The 19,949-nt window shown below is 71.6% G+C and carries 14 protein-coding genes and 1 pseudogene; 4 read left to right on the forward strand and 11 right to left on the reverse strand.

Annotated elements, in window-relative coordinates:
• Nucleotides 1-2,228 (reverse strand): Ig-like domain repeat protein (locus tag P3T41_RS35535; RefSeq protein ID WP_280694812.1); only part of this gene is annotated, 2,228 nt, incomplete at its 3' end.
• A gap of 1,236 nt (nucleotides 2,229-3,464) precedes the next feature.
• Here P3T41_RS35535 and P3T41_RS35540 point away from each other — a divergent pair.
• From P3T41_RS35540 to P3T41_RS35550, 3 genes are read left to right on the forward strand one after another with little or no spacing between them, the layout of a single operon-like run.
• Entirely contained in the window at nucleotides 3,465-4,544 is a 1,080-nt protein-coding gene (locus P3T41_RS35540) for an ABC transporter substrate-binding protein (RefSeq protein ID WP_280694789.1), read from the forward strand.
• On the forward strand, nucleotides 4,545-5,618 hold the full coding sequence (locus P3T41_RS35545; RefSeq protein WP_280694790.1) for an iron ABC transporter permease: 1,074 nt from the start codon (nucleotides 4,545-4,547) through the stop codon (nucleotides 5,616-5,618).
• Complete coding sequence (locus tag P3T41_RS35550; RefSeq protein ID WP_280694791.1) at nucleotides 5,615-6,412, forward strand: ABC transporter ATP-binding protein; 798 nt, start codon at nucleotides 5,615-5,617, stop codon at nucleotides 6,410-6,412. Before P3T41_RS35545 ends, P3T41_RS35550 begins: the two co-directional genes overlap by 4 nt.
• A gap of 707 nt (nucleotides 6,413-7,119) precedes the next feature.
• On the opposite strand, the gene P3T41_RS35555 is transcribed toward P3T41_RS35550, so the two are convergent.
• The 6 genes from P3T41_RS35555 to P3T41_RS35580 all read right to left on the reverse strand — a co-directional run bounded on the left by P3T41_RS35555 (nucleotide 7,120) and on the right by P3T41_RS35580 (nucleotide 14,496).
• Nucleotides 7,120-7,542 carry a hypothetical protein gene (locus P3T41_RS35555; protein WP_280694792.1) on the reverse strand — a complete coding sequence of 141 codons (423 nt, stop codon included), beginning with the start codon at nucleotides 7,540-7,542 and terminating at the stop codon, nucleotides 7,120-7,122.
• 501 nt (nucleotides 7,543-8,043) lie between these two features.
• Entirely contained in the window at nucleotides 8,044-9,033 is a 990-nt protein-coding gene (locus tag P3T41_RS35560) for an isocyanide synthase family protein (RefSeq protein ID WP_280694793.1), read from the reverse strand.
• 92 nt (nucleotides 9,034-9,125) lie between these two features.
• Nucleotides 9,126-10,415: a cytochrome P450 gene (locus P3T41_RS35565; protein ID WP_280694794.1), complete on the reverse strand. Its 1,290-nt coding sequence runs from the start codon at nucleotides 10,413-10,415 to the stop codon at nucleotides 9,126-9,128.
• 23 nt (nucleotides 10,416-10,438) lie between these two features.
• Nucleotides 10,439-10,594: a hypothetical protein gene (locus P3T41_RS35570; RefSeq protein ID WP_280694795.1), complete on the reverse strand. Its 156-nt coding sequence runs from the start codon at nucleotides 10,592-10,594 to the stop codon at nucleotides 10,439-10,441.
• A 705-nt stretch (nucleotides 10,595-11,299) separates the two neighbouring features.
• A complete protein-coding gene (locus tag P3T41_RS35575; RefSeq protein WP_280694796.1) occupies nucleotides 11,300-13,558 on the reverse strand; it encodes a heavy metal translocating P-type ATPase in 2,259 nt (752 codons plus the stop codon).
• 320 nt (nucleotides 13,559-13,878) lie between these two features.
• The gene (locus tag P3T41_RS35580) at nucleotides 13,879-14,496 is read right to left on the reverse strand and encodes a sigma-70 family RNA polymerase sigma factor (protein WP_280694797.1); all 618 of its coding nucleotides are present in this window, start codon (nucleotides 14,494-14,496) and stop codon (nucleotides 13,879-13,881) included.
• Between the two features lie 79 nt (nucleotides 14,497-14,575).
• Here P3T41_RS35580 and P3T41_RS35585 point away from each other — a divergent pair, with 79 nt between their 5' ends.
• Nucleotides 14,576-14,851, forward strand: a complete 276-nt coding sequence (locus tag P3T41_RS35585) for a hypothetical protein (RefSeq protein WP_280694798.1) — start codon at nucleotides 14,576-14,578, stop codon at nucleotides 14,849-14,851.
• A gap of 311 nt (nucleotides 14,852-15,162) precedes the next feature.
• Here the strand turns inward: P3T41_RS35585 and P3T41_RS35590 are convergent, their stop codons facing one another.
• The 4 genes and pseudogenes from P3T41_RS35590 to P3T41_RS35605 form a co-directional block, all read right to left on the reverse strand.
• Nucleotides 15,163-15,951 carry a hypothetical protein gene (locus P3T41_RS35590; RefSeq protein WP_280694799.1) on the reverse strand — a complete coding sequence of 263 codons (789 nt, stop codon included), beginning with the start codon at nucleotides 15,949-15,951 and terminating at the stop codon, nucleotides 15,163-15,165.
• A 966-nt stretch (nucleotides 15,952-16,917) separates the two neighbouring features.
• Nucleotides 16,918-17,085, reverse strand: a pseudogene (locus tag P3T41_RS35595) (IS1380 family transposase); the annotation flags it as partial.
• A 1,026-nt stretch (nucleotides 17,086-18,111) separates the two neighbouring features.
• A complete protein-coding gene (locus P3T41_RS35600; protein WP_280694800.1) occupies nucleotides 18,112-18,264 on the reverse strand; it encodes a DDE-type integrase/transposase/recombinase in 153 nt (50 codons plus the stop codon).
• 331 nt (nucleotides 18,265-18,595) lie between these two features.
• Nucleotides 18,596-19,222, reverse strand: coding sequence for a hypothetical protein (locus P3T41_RS35605; protein ID WP_280694801.1), 627 nt, complete (start codon nucleotides 19,220-19,222; stop codon nucleotides 18,596-18,598).
• Nucleotides 19,223-19,949: the final 727 nt, after the last annotated feature.

The following is a 19,949-nucleotide window of genomic DNA, read 5'->3' on the forward strand; positions in this document are numbered from 1 at the left end:
CCCGTGCCCTGCGTATTTACCGTCTGTGTCAGGGGGGTGGAGGTGGAGGCCGCCGAGTTGGTGTCACCGCCGTAGATGGCGGTGATGGAGTGGCTGCCGACCGCCAGGGCGCTGGTGGCGAACGTGGCCTGACCGCTGCCGTTCAGGGTGGCGGTGCCCAGGGTGGTGGTGCCGTCCTTGAACGTCACCTGCCCAGTCGGAGTGCCGTCGCTGGTGGGGGCGACGGTGGCGGTGAACGTCACCTGCTGCCCGAACGAGGACGGGTCCGGGGAGGAGGAGGCCACCGTGGTGGTGGTCTGCGTGGTGACGGTCTGCGTCAGGACGCTGGAGGTGGAGGCCGCCGAGTTGGTGTCACCGCCGTAGATGGCGGTGATGGAGTGGCTACCGACCGCCAGCGCGCTGGTGCTGAAGGTGGCCTGACCGCTGCCGTTCAGGGTGGCGGTGCCCAAGGTGGTGCTGCCGTCCATGAACGTCACCGTCCCGGACGGCACGATGCTGGAGCCGGACGGCCCGGCCACCGTCGCGGTGAACGTCACGTTCTGCCCCGACGAGGACGGATCCGGGACGGAGGCCAGCGCGGTCATGGTGGTCTGCTGGGTCACGGTCTGCGTCAGCGCGGTGGAGGTGGACGCGGCCGAGTTCGCGTCGCCGCCGTAGACCGCGGTGATCTGGTGGTTGGCGACAGCCAGGGCGGCGGTGCTGAAGGTGGCCTGGCCGCTGCCGTTCAGGGTGGCGGTGCCCAAGGTGGTGGTGCCGTCCTTGAACGTCACCTGCCCGGTCGGCACGACCGTGGAGCCGGACGGTCCGGCCACGGTGGCGGTGAACACCACGTTCTGCCCGGACGAGGAGGGGTCCGGGGCGGAGGCCAGCGCGGTGGTGGTGGTCTGCAGGTTGACCGCCAGGGTGAACTGGTGGCTGGCGGTTTGGGCGGGGTTGGCGCTGTCGGTGACGGTGACGGTCGTGGTGGGGGTGCCCGCATTGGTGGGGGTGCCGGACAGGACACCGGTGGTCGGGTCGATGGTGACGCCCGTGGGCAGGCCGGTGGCGGTGAAGGTGTAGGGGCCGGTGCCGCCGCTGGGTGCGGCGGTGGTGGTCGGGGCGCTGTAGGCGCTGGCGACGGTGGCGCTCGGCAGGCTCGCGGCCCACGGCACGTTCAGGAGCGCGAAGGTGACGGGACTGGAGGCCAGGCTGGTGGCACCGGCGGCGTTGGTCGCCGTGACCGTGAACGTATAGGTGTCACCGGGCGTCAGGCCGGTGACGGTCAGGGGGGAGCCGGCGCCCTGGGCGCTCTGGCTGCCGTTGGCGGGATTGGTGGTGTCGGTGGCGGTCACCGTGTAACCGGTGACATGGTCCGCGGCACCATTGGGGGTGAAGGACACCGTCGCCTGACCAGCGCCCGCGGCACTCGCGTGCACCCCGGACGGGGCCGCCGGCGCCGGCGGCATCGCCACCCCGGCCGGGGAGTTCAGGCCGGTGGCCGGGACGGTGGTCTGCGCGCCGCCGGGCGTCACCTCCACCACCCGGTCGTTGCCGTTTTCGGCGATGAACACGTCCCCGGCCGCGTCCACCGCCACCCCGAACGGCAAGTTCAGGCCGGTGGCCGGGACGGTGGTCTGCGCGCCGCCACCGGCCGGCACCTTCACCACCCGGTTGTTGCCGGCGTCGGCGATGAACACGTCCCCGGCCGCGTCCACCGCCACCTCTTGCGGGCCGCTCAGGCCGGTGGCCGGGACGGTGGTCTGCGCGCCGCCACCGGCCGGCACCTCCACCACCCGATTGTGGCCGAAGTCGGCGATGTAGACGTCCCCGGCCGCGTCCACCGCCACCCCTTCCGGGCTGCTCAGGCCGGTGCCGACGGTGGTCTGCGTGCCGCCGGGCGTCACCTTCACCACGCGATTGTTGCCGGCGTCGGTGATGAACACGTCCCCGGCCGCGTCCACCGCCACCCCGCCCGGGCCGCTCAGGCCGGTGGCCGGGACGGTGGTCTGCGCGCCGCCACCGGCCGGCACCTCCACCACCCGATTGTTGCTGTTGTCGGCGATGAACACGTCCCCGGCCGCGTCCACCGCCACCCCGTACGGGCTGATCAGGCCGGTGGCCGGGACGGTGCTCTGCGCGCCGCCACCGGCCGGCACCTCCACCACGCGACTGTTGCGGGTGTCGGCGATGAACAGCGGTGCGCTGCCCGGTACCGGGGCTGCGGCCGCGGCCGGCGTCGCGGTCAGCATCGTCAACCCGGCCCCACTCAGACACGCCGCCAGCAACACCGACATCGAACGTCGCACAACCCTACGGCCGACCGGCGTTCCGGGGACCGCGCCGGGCGCACCCGCATTCACGTCATCGAACACGTCAACACTCCTGGGAGTAAAGGGGCCCCGGGCCGTGGGTCGGCCGCGGGAGAGCGGGAACAGGGCGCGGCGCCACCGACCGGCGCCGAACTCAGGCCCGACCTGATCCCGACCCCATACAGGGCCGCGGTCCTGGCGCGGGAGCGAGAGCGCACCCGTACCTGAGAAGCCATCACCACAACGCTCATGACGCCACCACCCACCCGGCCGCCCACCCGGCCCACAGGGACCCCCACCAACATCCACCGGGCCGCGCGCTGGTCTCACGGTCGGCGTGGGACGGGTACCGAGGCCATGGTGGGCTTGTGTTCTCCCGTTGTCGATGCGTGGGGCTGCCCGAACGACAAGCCGGCGATGACCCATCTCCGCCACCGCGGCGCGACGGCCTTTTCCTGAACTCGCCGCCGGGTAGCTGCCACGGGAGGACTCACGTCCCCTACCCGCGCACAGGCCGCTCGCGTCCTACCAGTCGAACCAGCCGGGTCAGCCGGTCACTGCGGCCGGTGACGGAGCCTGGCTGCAACGGCGTGAACTCGGCGACGCCACCGGGCTGGTGGATGCCACGCTCGACTGCCTCCGGGGTTCGGAGCAGCACAGCCCGGTGCCCGGCGTGGAGCATGCCGTGGGCGAACAGGTGCCTGGGGGAGCGGGCGCGGTGGCCGTGGTGCGGGAGCGGCTGCGGCGCCGGGGCGCAGGGCGAGTTGCTGGCGCCGCGTTTGCAGCGGGGCGAGCACACCGCGGTGCTTGGCAGGGACGCGGTGTAGGCGCTCGCGTGGGCCGGCCAAGGGCCGTGCGTCGCTGCGCGGTTACGATCCAGGTTTCTACCTCCCGGTTTGGGAGGACGACCAGGACACCGACTTCTCCCACCGCGTCCCTCTCGCTTGGGAGCTACCCTCGACACATCCCCGCAGCTGGCGCAACTGCGCGCTCCGCAGCGAGCACCTGCTGGGCCGCATCGCTCGGCATCGCGGCTCACGGCCGCCGGTCTTGGCACCCTTGCCCCCTCGGGCTACACCCCTGGTGGAACGCGGGAACTGGCAGCGCGCCGCGTCCGACTATCTGGCCAGGTCCGCAGTGGCGGGTCCCAGCTGCTTCGGATCACCAGGGAGTTCCATGCGTTCTCGTGTGTTGTGCGGTGCGGCCGCCGCAGTTGCCCTGCTTGCCACGGGTTGCGGCACTGGCGCGAGACCGGGCGAAGCGGCGGTGACAGCTGGGGCGAGTGCATCCGATGTGGCGGCCTATCCCGTCAAGGTCAGCGACTGCGCGGGAGCGGAGACCACGTTCACGTCCGCGCCGAAGAAGATCGTCACCAGCAACGCTTCCAGCCTGGAGATGCTGCTGTGGCTCGGCGCGGGGGACAGGGTGATCGGTACCGGCTTCCCGCCCGGCGCGGGCACCATGCCGGCCCAGTTCGCCGACCAGGCCGCCAAGGTGCCGGTCCTGGGGCAGACGGTGATCCCCAAGGAGAAGCTGCTCGGCTCCGGCGCGGACCTGTACGTCGATACCTTCGCCTCGATGGGATCGATGGGTGGCGGCATGGGGACGGCGCCTACCGAGCAGGAGTTCGCCGCTGCCGGGATCAAGCACCTCTACCTGCACTCCACGGCCTGCGCCACGATGGTCAAGGGACCGCAGCAGGACCTCTCTCAGGTTGAGGCCGACATCAAGACTCTGGGCGCGGTCACCGGCACCTGGGCCAGGGCGGATGAGCTGGTGGCGGGGATGGAGCAGAAGGTCGGCGTGGTGCGGACCGCTCTCAACGGCGGTGCTGCGGGCCCGGAGCCGTCGTACTTCTTCTTCGACTACGACGCCGGGACGAAGCAGCCGATGGCCGAGTGCGACAGGCAGGTCGCCAACGCGGTGATCGCCCTGGCCGGCGCGCGGAACATCTTCGGCGACTGCGACGGGGACTTCAAGGCGGTCTCCTGGGAGGACGTGGTCGCCAAGAACCCCGACTGGATCCAGCTCGGCGTGCGCAACCAGGGCAGCGACGCGGCGAACCAGAAGGCCTTCGATACGGCCGCGCAGTTCCTGCAGACCTTCCCGGCCACCAAGGGCCTCAAAGCTGTCCAGGAAGGCCACTTCGTGCGGATCGGCTCGGAGGTGACCACGATCGCCGGCGTCCGCGACGCCGACACCGTCCAGCAGATCGCCCACATCATCCACCCGGACCTGGTCAAGGACGGTCAGTAGATGACCGCCACATCTGCCGCACCCACCTCGGCCGCCGGCCACCGGCCCGTGCGCACCGTACGGGCCTCGCTGGTCGCCGCCGTACTGGCCCTCGCCCTGCTCGCCGCGCTCACCGTCGCGATCTCACTGGGCGCTGTCGACATCCCGGTGGGCGAGGTGTGGACGGTGGTCGGCCGCCGACTGGCCGGGGATACCCCGCAGCCGGGGACCCGCGACCTGATCGTCTGGCAACTGCGCGCGCCGCGTGCCCTGCTGGCGGCGGTGGTCGGCGCCGGGCTGGGCCTGGTCGGCACCGCCGTCCAGGCTCTGGTTCGCAACCCGCTGGCCGACCCCTACCTGCTGGGCATCTCCTCGGGCGCCTCGCTGGGCGCGGTCGCGATGATCGTGCTCGGCGCGGGGGTGGGTTCAGCCGCCGGGTTCGGCGTCTCGACGGCGGCCTTCGCCGGGGCGCTGGCCTCCTGGGCGCTGGTCTGGACGCTCGCCAGGAGAGGCGGGGGCTTCGCGCCGATGCGCCTGGTGCTGGCGGGGGTGGGGATCGGGCAGTTCATCTCGGGGTTCACCAGCTTTCTGGTGCTGCAGGTCGGCGACGACCAGCAGACCCGAGGTGTCCTGTTCTGGCTGATGGGCAGCCTCAGCGGCACCACCTGGAGCCAACTCCCGATCCCCACGGCGGCCGTGGCCTTGGGGCTGCTCGTGATCCAGGCCCGCGCCCGCTCGCTGAACGCCCTGTTGATGGGTGACGAGACGGCCGCCGGCCTCGGCGTGGACGTCACCCGGCTGCGGCGGGAACTCTTCGCGGTGACCAGCCTGCTCACCGGCGTGCTGGTCGCCGTCTCCGGGGCGATCGGCTTCGTCGGCCTGCTCGTTCCGCACGTCTGCCGCCTACTGGTCGGCGGCGACCACCGCCGACTGCTGCCCCTCTCGGCCCTGGCGGGAGCGGTGTTGCTGGTCGCGGTGGACACCATCGCCCGCACCGCGCTGTCCACCCAGGAGGTGCCGATCGGCGTGGTCACCGCCCTGATCGGGGCACCCGTCCTGCTCTACCTGCTGGACCGACGCCTGGAGCACAGTTGAGAATCACCGTCGAGGACCTGACCATCACCCTCTCCGGACGGGACGTGCTCTCTGGCATCCATCTGCTGGCCGCCGAGGGCGAGATCGCCGGACTCGTCGGCCCCAACGGCAGCGGCAAATCGACCCTGCTGCGCACCGTCTACCGGCACCTGAAGCCGTCGGCTGGCCGGGTGCTGCTGGCCGGGCGGGACCTGCGGGCGATGACGCCGGTCGAGGCCGCTCGGCACATCGCCGCGCTGCCCCAGGAACGCGGCGGCGACTTCGAGTTCACCGTCCGGGAGATCGTTGCGATGGGACGCGCCCCCTACCAGCGGGCCTTCGCGGGGGACGACGCCACCGATCGCGAGGTCGTGGCTTGGGCCCTGCGGCGGGTCGGCCTGAGTGGGTACGAGGGGCGGGGCTTCGCCGCGCTCTCCGGCGGCGAGCGCCAACGAGTCTTACTGGCACGAGCGTTCGCCCAACAGCCGGACGTGCTGGTGCTGGACGAACCGACCAACCACCTGGACGTGAAGCACCAGGTGGAGCTGCTCGCCCTGCTGCGGGCCCAGCACCGCACGACGCTGATTTCGCTGCACGACCTCAATGCCGCAGCCTCGCTCTGCGACCGGCTACATGTGCTGCACGAGGGCGCGGTGGTGGCCTCGGGTCCGCCGCGCGAGGTGCTCACCTCGGAGCTGCTGGCAGCGGTGTTCGGGGTGCGGGCGGCGGTGGTGGAGCACCCGCTCACCGGTGACCCGCTGATCGCCTTCGACCATCGCGCCCCCGCCGCCACAGCCCTGCCCGGTCCGGCCTGAAGCAGCCGCCTACGACGCCGGGGCGCGGTGGTCCGCTCGTGTCACGGCGATCACGGTGTCGGGTGGCGGGGGTGCCCAGCGGGGGGGCGCAGGGCACGCCTTCAGTAGCTGACCGCGAGCCCGCGGCCTGGTGCCGACCCGGCGCCCTATCCTCCAAGCGGCGGCGCTGCGCGCGGCCGGCACCCTTGCCGCCTCGCCCGGGCACGCGGCCTGGCGACCAGTCCCGGTCGGGTGCCCGGGCCCGCCAAGTCCCTTCGCGTACTGCAGCACCGACGCCAGCGCCACCGTTCCCAGCGGGACCTCCGCTCGGCGAAGGACTCGTCCTCGAACAACGGGTAGGGTGCCCCTCGGATGTGGATCGCCAATGTTCGGGAGCGAGGCTCGCACCACCCGTGCGGTCAACTCCGGCACCTTGCCATCGTGCGAGACTCCAGCGACATTCGCCCCTGATCAACGACATGACAGCCCCGACCGGTCGATCGAGAGGGGACGAGCCGACCGGGACGCGCAGTCGCGCGGTGCGGCCAGGCCTCTTCGGCTCTGGCCGCGGGGCCAGAGCCCGGATGACCGGTTCGTCTGGTCCGAGTTCCTGGTCTCCGCAGGTCCTCGGCCCGCCCCTCCCGTGTACCCGGGAAGCGACGGGCCGAGGACCTGCCCCCACTGACGGGACCCAGAGGCGCGCCCGGCGCATGGGCCGCGAGCAGCTCCTATCGGACGTACGTGATGACGATCGGGGGCCAGCCCAGTTGGGCCCCGACGTGGAGCTTGTCGTTGGGGCCGGGGGTTCCCAGGCTGATGATGCTTCCGGCGGCCGTTCCGACCGAGGAGCAGACTATGCTCCCCGCCGGCGGCGGGATGACGGCCTCGCAGAGCGCCACGGCACCCGTGGTGGCGCCCTTCTGCAGCAGGTTGTAGATCTGCACGGTGGTGGCGTGGTCAAAGGTGTAGCTCACCCCCGCCAGCGCCGCCTCCTGTGCGGAGGGGGCCACGGTGACCGTAGTTGCCGTACGAGCTGTGCGTGCCGCAGCGGGGGCCGTGGCGGGGGCCGTGGCGGCCATGGCGGTACCCCCGCTGAGGGCGAGCACCCCGGTGAGTGCCGAGACCGCGAAGATCTTCTTGAGCATGTCCATGACAATCCTCTCGTTGGGCGGTTGTGCTCGATGTCGATCTGCGAAACCGCCCCGCCTTGTCGCGCCGCCCGCGGTGGGGCGGGGCGGCCTCGCGCCGACCGTTACGCCCTGTCGGCGTGCATCACGTTGCCATGGGGCGAAAATGGATGTCAATGCAACTAAAGTCGGCGAAGTGGACACCCAAAGTAGGGGGAGTCCGTGTCGGCCGGGCCCAATGGCGGCGCCTCCAGGGCGGGGGTTGTTGGCTGCTGGCCGTCGAGTGTGCGCACGTGGGTTTGAGTGTGCGGGGGTTCTTTCGGTGGGTGAGTGTTGTCGAGCGTGTCTAATTCGCTGGAGTCATAGTGATTTTGACGAAGTGTCAGAAGCTGTGCTCACGTGCGGTCTGTCCGGTGGACGAGGGCGGTGGTCAGGCGTGACGCAGGAGAGGAAGCCGCGCCCGAGCCGCGCGGTTGAGTCAGCATGGCCAACCGGGGCGCGACTGCCGGTGCGGTGGTCGCGCCCTCACGGCGGTACCCTGCGGGGCCCCTCGATGCCGGGGCAGGAGCGCTGGGCGGCTTCGAAGTGGCTGGGCCGGCCAGCGCGCAGCACGAGGCGCCCGAGCCGCTCGGCGTCGCTGCGGTGCATCAACTCCCATCTGCCGTCGGCGCGGTGGACAGCGGTGGAGTGCCAGGGGGTGGTCCAGGTGTCCTTGGCGTCGAGCAGCTGGATGCCGAACTTGGCGCCGCCGCGCGGCTGGGGGTGAATGGACAGCCGCACCGAGCGGGTGTGGTGTTCGGCGATGAGGTCGCCCCAGGCGCGGCTGCGTTGGATGACGCCGTAGGCGCGTTGTCGGCAGTCGCGTTGCAGGGCGGATCTGGTGCCCTCGAAGCCGATGCTGTCCTCGGTCAGGAACCGGGTGATGCCCCGGTAGAGGGCCAGGGTCGCGTCGTCCGACTTCACCTCGGCGCGCAACTCTTCGATGGTGGGCGCGTACCGGGTGTGCACCCAGGTGCGCTTCTGGTCGCAGGGGAGGTTGCCGAGGACGTCGCGCAGGTCGAACACCGAGAGGTGGTGGAGGTGTTCGCGTCGGATCAGGGCGGCCAGTTCGTCGCAGTAGGCGTCGACGTGCTGGTCGGGGACGTGGATCAGGTCGCCGAAGATGTGCCCGTCGGAGCAGATCACCATGCTTGCGCCGGGCGGGTAGACCCGCTGGACGGCTGAGCAGAGACTGTTGAGGAAGGTGAGGCAGAGGCGTTCGCCTTCGTCGGGGAGGTGGCCGAGGACCTTGGCGGGGCTGGGGGACTTGCAGGGGAAGCCGGGCAGGGTGAAGACGATCGGGTGGCCGGCGGTGACGAAGTCGGCGAGTTGGCAAAGCTGTTCGGGGAACGCTTCGACGGGCGTGGGGGTGTCGGGGTCGGTGGCGCGGCGGTGGGGCAGGAGCAGTTCCAGGATGGCGGCGCAGGTGCGCGCGATGGATGGCGCGTGCGGTGTGATGGTGGCGACGGGTGGCATGCGGTCCTTCACGAGGGCATGGCGCGATGGCGCCTCGGCGGCGTGGTGGTGCCGGGGCGTCTGGACGAATGGGTTCAGATGTTCAGGGAGCGTCAGGTGCGGTTGTCGTAGGCGACGGGCAGCTGGTTGACGCCGCGGGCCAGGACGGCCGGGATCCAGGCGAGTTCGTTCAGGTCGCCGGCGGGTCGCAGGCCGGGCAAGCGGGCGAGCAGCGTGCCGATGGCGACCTGGAGTTCGCTGCGGGCCAGCGCGGCGCCGGGGCAGAAGTGGATGCCGTGGCCGAAGGCGAGGTGGGCGTTGGGGGTGCGCTCCAGGTCGAGGGTGTCGGCGTCGGGGAACTGCTCGGCGTCGCGGTTGGCGGCGCAGAGCGAGACGATCACGGAGTCGCCGGCCGGGACGCGGGTGCCGTGCAGGTCGCTGTCCTCGGCGAAGAAGCGCCAGGTGGTGAGTTCGAACGCACTGTCGTAGCGCAGGAGTTCCTCGATCGCGCGGGGCATCAGCGCGGGGTCCTCGCGCAGTCGGGCGAGCTGGTGGGGGTGGCGGAGCAGGGTGATCAGCATGGTGGTGATCTGGTTGGTGACCGGTTCCTGGCCGGCGACCAGGAGCTGGAAGATCATCGAGTCCAGCTCCTGTTTGCTCAGCTCCCCGCGCTCCTGGGCGACGACGAGGCGGCTGAGCAGGTCGTCGCCCCCGTGTACGCGCTTGTGGGCGATGACGTCGGCGATGTAGATCTGCAGGCCGCGCAGCCTGCCCTCGTAGGCGGGGCGGGCGGGGTCCTGGGGGCCGACCGGCTGGACGACCTTGCCCCAGTCGCGGTCGAAGCGCGCCGCCAACTCGGGCGGCAGGCCGATGACCTCCGCCAGGACCTGGAAGGGATAGTGCGCGGCGAAGCCCTGGACGAGGTCTGCGCTGCCCTGGTCAGGGAGTGCGTCGACCAGGGCGTCGGCCAGGCGCTGGAAGCGCGGGCGCAGCTGCTCGATGCGGCGCGGGGCGAAGGCGTCCAGGATCAGGCGGCGCATGTCGGTGTGCTTGGGCGGGTCCTGGTGCAGCAGGTGGACCTGGAGCTGGGAGTGCTGGGGCTCGGGCATGATCGAGGCCAGGCTGCGCCAGTAGTCGTTGCCCAGGGTGTGGTTCTTACCCAGGCGCGGGTCGTTGAGTGTGTGGTGGGCGGCCTGGTAGCCGGTGACCAGCCAGGCGGCGATGCCGCTGGGGAAGCGGACCCGGTGGACGGGGCCTGCCGCGCGCATGCCGTGGTAGAGGTCGTAGGGGTCGCTCTTGTAGGCGGGGCCGTGCAGTGGGATCGGCTCGTGCGCGGTGGCGCCGGTGGCGCCGGTGGCGGGGCAGCGGGGCAAGGTGGTGGGGGACTGTGCGGGCTGGGTCATGGCGGCGGCTCCTTCGGGGCAGTTCAGAGGGCGAGGGCAAGGCGGTGGCGGTCGGGCCACAGGGCGAGGGCCAGCACCCGTTCGGGGCGCGGCCGGCGGGCCTGCTGGCGTTGGTTAGCGGGGGTGTCGAGGTCGGCCTTGATGACGGCTGCGTCGGCGCTGTCGCGGACCCGCGGCACGTCGAGCGCCTGGCGGGTGAGCTGCTGCGGGCCGCGGTCGTCCTGGCGGTGACGGGTGGCCAGGTAGTGATGCTCGGGCGCTACGGCACCGATTCGGGGGCGATGCCCGGGCCGATGGCGCGCAGCAGGCTCTTCCGCCTGGCCGCCGTAACTCTTCAGTGCCCAGGGGCTGTTGAAGGGGTATGTGAGGCGATGATCGCAGCGGGGGCCTGGGCCTGCGGGGCGCCGCTGGAGCTGGGCTTTGTTGTGGGCTGGCACCCAGGTGGTGATTGCACACATTGCGAGTGCTCTCCTTGGGATGGCGGGGGTCAGTTGGCCCGGGCGAGGCCGGCGGGGCGACGGCGGTGGAGGGCGAGCAGGAGCGCGGCCAGGCAGGCGGCGGCCGCGGCGAGTCCCAGTTCGGCCCGCACGCCGCTGGTGCCGGACCCGCCAGGCCCCGGGCGGCGGTGGCCAGTGCTGGGCCGAGGGTGAGACCGCGAGCGAGCTGGACGGCCGATTCGGCGGCGGCGATCCGCTCTGGTGGCACGGCGGCCATCGCCAGGGCCTGCACGCGTGCGCCGTACAGGCCCCCTGGTGCGGCATGCTCCGTCCCTCTGTCATGACGGACACCGTCGGGCGACGGTGTCCGTCACAGGAGTCGGCCGCGAACCGCCGGAAGTTCCGAACAGGCGAATGATCGCCGCACGGGCTTCGAACGAGCCGAGCTCAGCCGCCGGGCCGGGAGCGGCCCCTGCCGCGCCGGGCAGGCTGCCAGGTGCGCAGCCGCAGGCTGTTGCCCACCACGAGCACCGAACTCGCCGACATGGCGAGCGCGGCGATCATCGGGTTGAGCAGACCTGCCGCCGCCAGCGGGATCAGCACGGCGTTGTAGCCGAACGCCCACGCCAGGTTGGCGCGGATGGTGGCCGCGGTGCGCCGAGCCAGGCGCACCGCCACGACCAGCGACTCGATGTCGCCGCGCACCAGGGTCAGCCCAGCCGCCCCGATCGCGGCGTCCGTCCCCGAGCCGAGCGCGATGCCGAGGTCCGCCGATGCCAGCGCGACCGCGTCGTTCACCCCGTCGCCCACCACCGCGACGCTGCGCCCGGCCGCGCGCAACTGCGCGACCAGCTCGGCTTTGCGCTCGGGCGAGGCGCCCGCGTGGACCTCGCTGATGCCCAACTCCTCGGCCACCGCCCGGGCCGCGCCCGCCTGGTCCCCGGTGGCCAGCACGGTCTCCAGGCCCATGGCGCGCAGCCGGTGCACCGCGCGGTAGCTGCCCGGCCGCAGGCTGTCCCCGACCGCGAGGACCGCGGCCGCTCGCCCGTCCACCTCGGCGACCACCGCCGTCTGCCCGGCCGCCTCGGCACGCGTCAGCGCCTCACGCAACGTCCTCGGAAGCTCGGTTGTGTCGGGCCGCACCACGCGCACCCGCACACCCTCCACCGTTCCTTCCACACCCAGGCCAGGCCTCGCGCGGAAGCCCGACACCGCGGGCAGTGAGGGCCCGGCCGCGGTCACCAGTGCCCGCGCGAGCGGATGCTCGGAGCGCTGCTCGAGCGCGCCGGCCAGCCGCAGCACCTCCTCGAGCGCGAACCCCTTGGCCGCCGTCCCGCAGGCCAGCGTCATCTGCCCGGCCGTCAGGGTGCCAGTCTTGTCCAGCACCACGGTGTCGATCCGCCGCAGGCTCTCCAGCACCTCGGGCCCCCGCACGAGGACGCCGAGCTCCGCACCCCGACCGGTGGCGGCCAGCAGCGCGGTGGGCGTCGCCAACCCGAGCGCGCACGGGCAGGCGACCACCAGCACCGCGACCGATGCCGTCAGCGCCTGCGACGAGCCGGCCCCGGTACCCAGCCAGAACCCGAGCACGCAGACCGCGACGCCCAGCACGACGGGCACGAACACCCCGGCCACCGTGTCGGCCAGGCGCTGCGCGCGGGCCTTGCCGGCCTGCGCGTCGCTCACCAGGGCAGTGATGCGGGCGAGTTGGGTGTCGGCGCCGACGGCGGTGGCCCGCACCACCAGGGTGCCGTCGACGTTGAGCGTCCCGCCGCTCACCCGCTCGCCGGGGCCTACCTCCACCGGCACGCTCTCCCCAGTCAGCAGACTCACGTCGAGCGCCGAGTCGCCTTCGACGACCACCCCGTCGGTGGCGACCCTCTCACCCGGCCGGACCACGAACTCACCGCCCGGCAGCAGCTGCTCGATCGGCACCAGCCGCTCGAGGCCGTCCTCGCGCAGGCAGACCTCCTTCGCGCCCAGTTCGGCCAGCGCCCGCAGCGCGGAGCCGGTGCGCACCCGCACCCGGCCCTCCAGGAACCTGCCGCACAGCACGAACAGCGGCACCCCGACCGCCGCCTCCAGATAGATGTGCGCGCCGCCGCCCTGCTCAGCGGTCAGCGAGAACGGCATCCGCATGCCGAGGGTGCCGGCGCCGCCGAACAGCAGCGCGTACGTGGACCAGCCGAAGGAAGCGAGGACACCGAGACTGACCAGGGTGTCCATCGTGGCGTTGGCGTGCCGCAGAGCCCGCCAGGCCCGGGCGTGGAAGACGGACGAGCCGATCGTCACCACGAAAGCGGCCGACGCGAAGCAGGCCCACTGCCAGCCGCGCACCTGCAGCGCCGGCACCATCGACACCGCGATCACCGGCACCGCGAACACAGCCACCAGAACCAGCCGCAGCCGCTCGTCCGCGTCCGGCACGGTGGCGGCCGCCGGCGCACGTTCGGCAAGGGGCTCGGCGGTGCATCCCGCGCTCTGCACCGCGGCCACCAGTTCCTCGACGCGGACACCGACCGGGTGCAGCACCCGGGCCCGGCCGGTGGCCAGGTTGACCCCGGCACTGACACCGTCCAGGCGGGCCAGCTTCTTCTCCACCCGCGAGACACAGGCCGCGCAGGTCATCCCGCCCACGGCCAGATCGGTCGTCACCAGCTCCTGAGCGGCACCCGCCGGGGCGGACCCTGCGGCAGGAACGCTCATCGCGACACCGCCACAGCGGTGAGCGGGCGCAGTCCATCCACCCGCATGCCGGACATGTCATCGCCCCGCGGCCCCCGCACGGGCCCCGTCGGGCCAGACGCCGGCGGCCCCACCCACCGGCCAGCCGCATACGAGGCACCGAACAGCAGCACGAGCAGCAGGGCGAAGCCGAGCAAGACCCGGCCAGGCCGCGCCGCGGCGCGCGCACCGGACACGGGTGTGGTCATCGAACTCAATGCGATCTCCAGGTCATGGTCCGCCGACGCCGGGAGTGAGGCGTCGGCGGACATCAATTCGAAACAGCAGAACGAGGCAGCCGGTCAGGCGGCCACGGCCGCACGCCCACCCGGCCGGGAGAGGGCCGCGCCAGCGCCCAGCGATCCCGGACAGGGCTCGTCCTCGCACTCCGCCGAGCGCAGCAGCGCGACGAGCTGGCCCCGGGCCCGGGCGACCCGCGAGCGCACCGTGCCCACCGGACACCCGGCCACAGCCGCGGCCTGCGCGTAGCTCAGCCCGACCACCTGGGTCAGCACGAACGCCTCCCGCCGCTGGGCCGGAACGGAGGCCAGCAGGTCGGCCAGCACCACCTGGTCCTCGAAGCCCACCACCGCACACACCTGGAGCTCGGCAGCCTCCTCCCAGTCGGATAGCGCCGCGCACCGCGGCCGGGCCGCCGCACTGCGATAACGGTCCACCACCGCGCGCCGGGCTATCGACAGCAGCCAGGTGCGCGCCGAGGACCGGCCGGCGAAGGCAGGCAGGCCCCGCAACGCCCGCAGGAAGGTCTCCTGGGCCAGGTCGTCGGCGGAATCAACGTCCGTGAGGTGCGCCACGAACCGCCACACATCGCGATGCGTGGCCCGCACGAACGCCTCCACGTCCGCCGCCCGCCCCCGCCCGGCGGCCAGCGCCAGGGCCGTCAACTGCTCGTCATCCACGGCGCACCTGCGACCGCCAGGCCTCGGTGGCCGCCAATGGCACTACCACCGCGTACGCCTGATGGAGGAGCATGAGCCCATGACCTGTGCCGACTACCGCGCCGCGATGTCCGCCCACCTCGACGGCGAGTTCACGGACGACGACGGCCCGCCGCCAAGCTCCTCGCACCCGACGCGGTGTGCCGACTGCGCCGGCTGGCTGGCCGGTGCCCGGCGGCTGCGCGCACTGACGCTGGCCGCGCCGGGGCCCTGCCGGCACCGTTCGCAGCGGCTCGTCGCCGCTGTGCTCGATGCGCTCGGCGCCGATGAACGGGTGGGGAACAGCGGTACTTCTGTTGTTCATGAGGGGTCCTGACAGCAGGAACAAGGACGGCACCGCACCAGCGGAACCGTCGAACAGGCAACGGCGCACCACACCACCCACCCGGACGCGGCCAGCGCCCATCACGACGCGACCCCTTTGATCAGGACGCGCCATGGGCCAGGCAGCGGCGCAGGCACAAGCCGGACGCCGTGTTCACGGTGGTGTGGCGGCCAACTCCCGTGCGTCATCCGGCCGACGCGGCCGGCACGCAGGGGTGACCTGCCCGCGCGCACACCGGACAGCGCCAGCGAACCGCACGAAAAAGCGCGGCTGACGCAGGGGCACGGGATGTGGCGGGCGCTCTAGAAAGCCATGGCGGCGCGGGGCGGCCCACGCCGTACCACCGCGTACGAGAGCACCGCCAGGCGCGGGATCCGCAGGTGACAGGGCCTGGGGCGCATCAGCGCCGACGGTTCACACCCACGCGCGGTGAGGGCGAGCAGCGCGAGAACCGGCAGGAAAACCTCGGCCAGCGCGCGCAGCGCCTCGAACAGGCCGGTGATCGCCGCTTCGCCCCGCCAGAGCAGCAGCGCACAGGCAAGGGCTGCCAGCAGGTGGGCGATCACCATGCCCGCGGACAGGCCGCCCACCAGCGGCGTCGAACCCATGCCGACCATGCCGTGCACGGAACCCGCAGCCGGCATGCCGCTCATGTTCGCCATGCCGGCCATCGGAGCCATGGCATTCGAGCCCGTGACCGGCAGCATGCCGGGATCCAGGCCAGCCATCCTGGCCAGAGCACCCGGGCTCATCCCGGCCGGGTTCACACCACCAGGCGTACAGAGCAGCAGGTTCACCCAGTCAGGCCCGCCACCGACCACCCGGACCGGCCCGGCACCCACCGACGCGGTCGCCTCGAACAACACGTGCAGCGCGCCCTGGACGGCAACCATCCACCCGCTGATCACCGCAAGTCCGCGCCGGTGCCCGGCCAGAAGCCAGGTGCTGCCCGCCGTCCCGGCGAACGTCCCCGCCAGCACCGGCCCCGGCAGCGCGGCATCGGACATGCTGACGTGCGCGGCGGCGGCCAACGCCACACACAAGATGGCGAAGACCACGGCGCGCAGCATGCGGATCTGCCAGGTCGTCACAGTGCCCACCATCCTCGCACCCGCCCCGCCCGGCAGTCCGACCGCCTCCCGATTTGACGGGCATCCGCGGCCGGGTACGGCTGCGCAAGGACCAGCGGCAACCACCACACGCATAAAGCTTCCACCAGGGGACCTCACCATCGCCCATGCTCGCCTCCTCGAGGTCCTTGAGGAGTTGCTCGACGATGGCGTGGTCCTTGATCTTCTTATCCGCGATCATGGCCGTCGCGGGAGAGGTACTGGCGCAGGGCGAGTAGAGGTTCAGTTCCTCCGCCACACACTGCCGCACCGGCTCGATGGTCGCTCCGGTCCACGTCGCCTTCTGCCCAGCGCCGCACCCTCAAGAGCAGCGGCCCGTGCTGCGCCCTCCGGCACCTTGGCCGCCGAGCAGGTCGGGCGCGAAGGGAAGTTGGCGACGTGTTCGAGACCGGGCGGGGACCAGCAGGTGGGGAGCGAGCGTGTCCGGTACGGGGTCATCCCCACGCCGTGCGGGGCACAGGGCGCAATCGCCCGATCAGGGTAATGATCCCCGGTGTACGGGGCCAAGAGGCGGGGCCGTGTCCCCGATCGGGGTCATCCCCGTGTCTGGTGGGGCCGTCGGGGCAGGATCGATCGCGCCATCCGTCAGAGTCATCCCCGTGGCGGGGCCGATCCGTCGGCACGGTCCTTGGTGCTTTCAGGAGTGGAGCATCCCCGCCATGCGGGGCCGACAGCCGGCGCGACCCGATGCCGATACTCGCTCCCGGGTGTTCTCTCGTTGTGTGGGGATGTGACCGGGAGGGCGGCGGGATGGATACCTGCTGGACCGCAACGTATCTCGTTACAGGTTCAGTACTGTGCACATCTGCCGGAGTGTCGGTGCCGTGGTCGCTCGGACGTCCCTATGACGATCAAACGGTCACACCAGCAAAGGCGTTGGCTGGCCTGGCTGCAGCAGGGGGTGGGGAGTCGCAGGACGGCTCCCGAGTACGGCAGCCACCGGCCCTGCGCGGCATGCCAGTTCATTAGCTCGTGGGTGCCAGCGCGGAGTCGGTGCGGACCAGGGTCTGCCGTCCGCGCCGATACTTTTTCGGCGGCTGGCCGGGCCAGGCGGGCAGCGGCGATATGGTCGGCGGCCGTGTTGCTGCCCTCGTTTGCGTGCAGCGGCGGACCTGTAACTCGATGCACGGGCGGCGCTGTCCTGCCGCGCTGTCATCAGTTGGCGCCGTCGCTCCGGTGGAACCAGAGGTTGTGGAGGAGCGCGTCAGCCACGACCGTTCATGATCGCGGACTGGGTGACGCTCCGTAGTCCTGGTCCGGAAATGTGATCCAGAACCACGGTTCAGCCGCCGCCGACACGGACCGGCAACCGTACCCCCACGCCCACCGGCCCCGTAGAGGTCCATCGGACCGCGCCCGGTCCAACTATCCTCGACACTCCGGCAGACATGAGGGACATCAAGGCCGCCACGAGATATCGTCACAGCTCGGCAGGTAGCGGCCAGCCGATCCGCAGCCCACACACTGCCTTCCGGCATGCTCCGTCCGCGAACGGCACGGTGGGCAGCACCACGCGGCCGCGCAGGCCGACCGGCCCCGCACACGCGGGGATGATCCTCGACCCACCGCCCTGCACACGCGGGATGACCCCCGAGGCTGCACAACCATCGCAGAGCCCCGCCCCAGCTCGCGGGGATAGCCCCAGACAGGCCCACGCCCTGGACGCATCGGCCCTCACCGCGGGGGATCACCCCACTGGCTGAACGCTCCATCCTGCGATTGGACACCTGGAGAATGTGACATACGAGCCCGGAGGAAGCAGTTCTTCGGGAATCAAGAGCACGATGTCAACGGCCGTTCAGTTCGGCTGAGCTGCCCCGGGTTTTGTGGAGTCTGCGATCATGTGATCTGTGGGGCTTGCTCCACTCTCGTCCGGTAGGCCTGCTCCTACTCGTCTGGGGGACGTAGCCAAGGGGGAGTGGAGTCGGTCCCGGTGTACCACCCGACCCACTGGAAGACGCCTCGCTCGACCTCGTCGAGATCCCGCCACGGCCCCTGACGCTCGATCAGTTCAGCCTCGAACGTGGCTTTCAACGCCTCGGCCACCGCGTTGTCGTCCCAGTCCGCGCCAGAACCGACCGACGCCGAAGCGCCGAATGCGGCCAATCGCTCTGTGACCTGTCAGCCCACGGATCGGCGCGAGTAGGCGTCCAGGACGAACGCGAAGTAGACCCAGCCCTGCCAGGTCCGCACGTAGGTCAGGTCGGCCAGCCATAGCTGGTTGGGCCGTTGGGCGGCGAACTGCCGGTTGACCAGGCCCGGCGGGCGAGGCACGGGGATGGTGGTGCGCCGGCGCCGGCCGCGGATGACGCTTTCGACACCCCGCGCAGGTGCAGGACATCGAGGCCGTGGAGAGGTACCGTCACAGCCCGGCAGCGGCGACCTCGCAGCACGCGGATGCTTCCGACGGGTGGCGCTCCCAGTCGCCACGGCACGACCCTGCCCCGCACGCGCGGGGATCTACCAGGACGCGCCTTGCGCCCCGCAACCCTGTCAGGGCTAGCCGCAGGCGTTACGCGACTTCGCGACTGCATTGGTGCCGGTGGCCAGGGATCCCGGGTAGCCCCACCCTGTGTCCGGGATCCCGGCACCAGTCACCGAGCAGTCAGCCGGAAACGGCCTGGTACAGGCCGCGCCCGCTGCGCTCCACCTTGGCCGCCTTCGCCAGGCGCTCCAGAGAGGTGCGTACCGCGTTGATCGAACCGCGGCTCTCCTCACGTCCCAGGGCCGTGTTGACCTCCCCCGCCCGTAGCGGGGCCGGGGCCTGTGCCAGATGGTCCAGGATGTCCTGCGACAGCCGAGATGTGCGCCGGACGGCGCCAACGGGCACCGGCTTCGGGGCGGCGGGGCTCTTTTTCGCGTTGGTCCCCCTCGCCACGGATCGCGAACCGCTCGAGCGCCCCGTCGGCCTGCCCCCTGCCGCGGCCTTGGGCGAAGCGCTGTCGCGCGAGGCGGACGGCTGCTTGCCCGAGGCGCTCTTCGAACCGCGGCGCCTGGGTGGCACCGTACCTGGCGCAGGCACCTCACCGGCCGCCTCATCTGCTGCCGGCCGTCCGCCCCCCGCGCCCGCCTCGGGCAACATCGCGGCGTCGGAAAGTGCCTGAAGGCTCGTCAGAGCCGAGCGCACCGCGCCCAGGCGCGCGGTGACTACCGCCAGATCCTGCTCCAAGACGCGCTGGCGCTCCTCCAGGCGGGGCAGCTCTGCTGTGAGCAGCGCGATGGTGGACTCCACGCCACCGGGCATATCGGATGTCGATGCCACGTGTTCTCCTGTTTCGTCATGACTGACACGATGGCCACGAATGGCCATTGCCCCGAACTCTACGACGCCAACCCGCCACCGTCCCCGCCCCCGACATCCGCGAACAGGACCAACCCACGACAGCAGACCGCCGCTCCCCAAGAAGTCCTGGCAGAGACGTTGGACGTGTCACTGGGTGAGTGGGCAGGAGACAGAGCCGAAGAAGGCTTCGTGGATGTCGTCGCAGATCTCCCGGCGGATGCGACGTCGTCTGACAGCGAGGATGTGCGTGGTGATGTTGTCGGCGGATCTGGCCCTTCGCCCGACTGACGCTACCGGGTCCCGCATTGATCCAGGCCGCCGAGCCGGAGCACCGCCATCGCCCGGGTTGCGCGCAGTGTGCCGTGGTGTCCGCTCGAAAGCAGGTGGTCGCCGTGCACCTCGCGGTGTGGACGCAGGTCGGCAGCGCCATGAGCACGGGTAGCGCCGTGAACGGACAGACTGTTATGGCCATCGCCCGCCGGGTGCGCGCGGCAGCCCGTGCGGCCAACTCCGTGGCCGTGGCCGCGATCTGCCCGGCCAGCCGGGGCTGTCTGGCGATGGTGGCGTTTCAGCGTCGCACCGCGCTTGGTCCAACTATCCTCGACACTCCGGCAGACGTGAAGGACATCAAGGCCGCCACGGGGTATGGTCACAGTTCGGCAGGTAGCGGCCTTCC

Source organism: Kitasatospora sp. GAS204B, from assembly GCF_029892155.1.
Classification (GTDB): domain Bacteria; phylum Actinomycetota; class Actinomycetes; order Streptomycetales; family Streptomycetaceae; genus Kitasatospora.

Coding starts and splice junctions, on each gene's coding strand:
- P3T41_RS35540 (WP_280694789.1), top strand. CDS start 3,465: ATGCGTTCTCGTGTGTTGTGCGGTGCGGCCGCCGCAGTTGCCCTGCTT.
- P3T41_RS35545 (WP_280694790.1), top strand. CDS start 4,545: ATGACCGCCACATCTGCCGCACCCACCTCGGCCGCCGGCCACCGGCCC.
- P3T41_RS35555 (WP_280694792.1), bottom strand. CDS start 7,542: ATGGACATGCTCAAGAAGATCTTCGCGGTCTCGGCACTCACCGGGGTG.
- P3T41_RS35560 (WP_280694793.1), bottom strand. CDS start 9,033: ATGCCACCCGTCGCCACCATCACACCGCACGCGCCATCCATCGCGCGC.
- P3T41_RS35565 (WP_280694794.1), bottom strand. CDS start 10,415: ATGACCCAGCCCGCACAGTCCCCCACCACCTTGCCCCGCTGCCCCGCC.
- P3T41_RS35575 (WP_280694796.1), bottom strand. CDS start 13,558: ATGAGCGTTCCTGCCGCAGGGTCCGCCCCGGCGGGTGCCGCTCAGGAG.
- P3T41_RS35585 (WP_280694798.1), top strand. CDS start 14,576: ATGACCTGTGCCGACTACCGCGCCGCGATGTCCGCCCACCTCGACGGC.